Origin of the sequence: Flavobacterium sp. (assembly GCF_043779715.1) — a bacterium.
Classification (GTDB): Bacteria; Bacteroidota; Bacteroidia; order Flavobacteriales; family Flavobacteriaceae; genus Flavobacterium.
This window is the reverse complement of the sequence record NZ_JAYWDT010000168.1, coordinates 1-3,262: the sequence shown is the minus strand read 5'-3', so window position 1 is coordinate 3,262 and position 3,262 is coordinate 1. Positions and strand designations below refer to the sequence as shown.

At 31.1% G+C, this 3,262-nt stretch carries 4 protein-coding genes; all 4 read right to left on the bottom strand.

Translation table 11 applies throughout. The features are described from left to right. Positions 1-46: 46 nt before the first annotated feature. Entirely contained in the window at positions 47-724 is a 678-nt protein-coding gene (locus ACH2BG_RS08140) for an ABC transporter ATP-binding protein (RefSeq protein ID WP_395047203.1), read from the bottom strand. Between the two features lie 2 nt (positions 725-726). Then, complete coding sequence (locus ACH2BG_RS08135; protein WP_395047202.1) at positions 727-1,983, bottom strand: ABC transporter permease; 1,257 nt, start codon at positions 1,981-1,983, stop codon at positions 727-729. Next, on the bottom strand, positions 1,983-3,065 hold the full coding sequence (locus tag ACH2BG_RS08130) for an efflux RND transporter periplasmic adaptor subunit (RefSeq protein WP_395047201.1): 1,083 nt from the start codon (positions 3,063-3,065) through the stop codon (positions 1,983-1,985). Before ACH2BG_RS08130 ends, ACH2BG_RS08135 begins: the two co-directional genes overlap by 1 nt. Next, positions 3,062-3,262 (bottom strand): hypothetical protein (locus ACH2BG_RS08125; protein ID WP_395047200.1); only part of this gene is annotated, 201 nt, incomplete at its 5' end. The genes ACH2BG_RS08125 and ACH2BG_RS08130, both read right to left, overlap by 4 nt.

Below are 3,262 nucleotides of genomic sequence, written 5' to 3'. Positions count from 1 at the left end.
GAAAGTTGTTGTGAAATATTTGAATAATTTATATATTTCATAGATTTTAAGAAATTATTCTACCATCTTCCATAGTGATAATCCTATTGGTTTTATTTGCAAAATCATTGTCGTGGGTTACAATGAGTAGAGTTTGTTTTTTTTCTAATGTTAGTTTTTTAAAAATATCAAAAACCAAATCGCTATTTTTTTTGTCAAGATTACCTGTAGGTTCATCGCCCATAATAATTAACGGATCATTAATTAACGCACGAGCGATGGCGACTCTTTGTTTTTGTCCGCCACTGAGTTGGTTGGGCATTTTAAGGGCTTGGTCTTCCATATCAAGGGTTTTGAGATGTTCCATGGCGCAATGTTCAATTTCTTTTTCGGATAGTTTTTCCAATTTCAAACCTGGTAGCATCACATTTTTTAAAACATTATATTCAGAAAGTAAATAATGAAACTGAAATACAAAACCAATTTTCTCGTTGCGAATTTGTGCCAATTCTTTATCGGTTTTTCCAGTAATGAGTTCATTATTAATAAATAATTGCCCTTCATAATCGGTATCCATTGTTGAAAGCAAATACAATAAAGTTGATTTTCCGCAGCCCGATTTCCCAACAATAGAGACAAACTCACCATGATTGACACTCATATCAATTTCTTTTAGCACTTGAAATTTGATTGGATCATAAAAATATTTGGTTAAATCTTTGGTTTCTATTACTTTGCTTTCCATAATTATTTTCCTCTAATAATTTCTACTGGATCAATTTTACTGGCTTTGAGTGCTGGAAAAAGACCTGCAATTGTGGTGGTAAACAATGCAAAAACAATTCCTATAAAATAAAAAATGCCACTGTAATGTATAGGATAGGTTTTTATAGTGGGTAATGAAGCCGTTTCAAAAGGAATGATATCGATAATTGATGAAAAAATAAATCCAAATAACAAACCAAAAAGTCCTCCAACAATTCCAATTATTAGAGAAAGCGTTACAAAAATCCATTTCACATCGCTACCAGAAAACCCTGTGGCTTTTAGAATCGCAATACTGTCCATTTTTTCATAAATCATCATATTTAGAATATTATAGATACCAAAACCTGCTACGATGAGCAAGACAATTCCAACTGCGTAAGAAATAATTGTTCTAATTTTACTTCCAGTTTCAAATTGTGAATTGGCAGTATTGAAATCGATGGTATCCAAATTGAATTTCTGCTTGAACTCATTGGCTACTGCTGTTGCCGAGTTCATATCGAACAATTTTATCTGAATATCGGTAATATAATTGGTTGGTTCTCCCAATATTTTTTGTGCTGTGGCTAATGAAGTGTAACTCATTGCATCATCAATATCGGCAATACCTATTTGAGAAATTCCAACAATTTTTAAAGAGGCTAAATTGCCTCGTGATGATGTTATTTTTATTACATCGCCTTTGGTTAACAGCATTTTATCAGCCAAACCTTTTCCGATAATAATGCTGTTGTTTTGTAATAAATCGGCAACATTACCTTCTATAATATAATCGCTAATTTTGAATAGTTTTTCTTCCGATAATACTTCGATTCCATTGATAACGCCCGAAATTTCAATAGTGCCAGAATTAAAAAAAACAGGTGTTGTTATTTTTGGAGCCACGTCAATAATTCGGGAATCTTTTTTTAGATAACTAATAATGGTTTTGCTGTTGTAAATGGATTTTCCACGGTCTTTTGGTTTTATAGAATTAATGAAATTAGTATCATCTTTATATTTTTTGGATAATGAAACGGGCTGATTTTCTGAAGGTTTTATTTCGTTGTACAATCTTATGTGTGGTGTTCTATTGAGCATCAACCCATCGAGTAGATCATTTAAACCATTCATAAAACTGACCAAAGTAATAAACATTGCAATACTAAAAGTAACTCCAACAGCGGCAACAATAGTTTGTTTTAGCCGTGCTTCAAGCAAATGTGTGGCAATATTTAAAATGAGTTTATAGTTCATTATTGTGGTTTGTATATGGTTTCGTCTGGTTTTAAACCTTCCAAAATTTCTACTTTTTGATAATCGCTTAAACCAACTTTTACTTTACGTTTTTCGGTTTTATTGACTAAAACAAAATCATCTTTCAGTAAATAATTTTTAGGAATTGTAATGGCATTTTTTTTAGTTTGAATCACAATATTGGCTTCTACGGAAAGATTTGGATACAATTTTTCAGGAACATTTATAAAATGTGCTTCGATTTTGAAAGTTCTGGAACGCTCGTCCATTATGGGATAAATTTTGTCTACTTTGGCTTCAAAAACTTGATTTTTATAACTGTCCATCGTAACCAAAATGGGTTGCTTCAGTTTTACCCGAACCATATCGTTTTCATCGACTTCGAGTTCTATCAAAAAAGCATTTTTTTGTCCGATAATTGCCAATGGAATTTGTGGCGAAATCAAGGTTCCCTCTTTAACCAAGACATCGAATAATTGCCCTGAAAACTGACTTTTGATGTTGAAATCACTTTCAGATTTTTGATTTATTTTCAGGTTAATATTGTTCTTATTTTGATCGTTTTTTAATTGTGCTTTGAGTTGAGATAATTGTTTTTTGGCAGTTTCATAATTTAGTTTTGCGTTTTTATAAGCCAATTCTACCTTTTCAAAATCGACTTCCGAAATAATTTTATAATCTTTTATTCTATTATTTCGGTCAAAAATTGATTTATCTAATGCAAGTTTATCATTGGCAGATTGCACTTTCATTTCCATTTCAGAAATTTTATCCTGAATATAGTGATTGTTATTTTGACTTAATTGATAGGTTAGTAACGCATTTTCGGTATTTAATTCTGCTTTATCATTTTCGATTTCAAACAATAATTGCCCTTTAGCAATAGATTGTCCAGCAATAACATTTATTTTTTTTAAAATACCAGTGTTGGTGGAGAAAACTGTGTATTGATCTTCTGCTTTTATCAAGCCAGAAGCATAAACACTCTCGGTAACGTCACCCATAGTGGGCTTGATTCCATCTTCTTTATTATTACAAGAAAAAAGAAGAAAAACAACTATTGAGAGAAGTTTGAGTTTCATCTTTTATAAATATTTCGATTTTGTGGTAATAATGCAAAAATAATCATCGGAATTGAATAGAGTATATAGAAGCTTTGCAACCAACCTACGCCTTGTATATAAATGGTTTCGACTTGAATCCAAATAATCAATGCAAAAGCAATATAAATACTAAATGTCCAACCCCAATACATATCTGAAAATAAATTAAAGCGTTC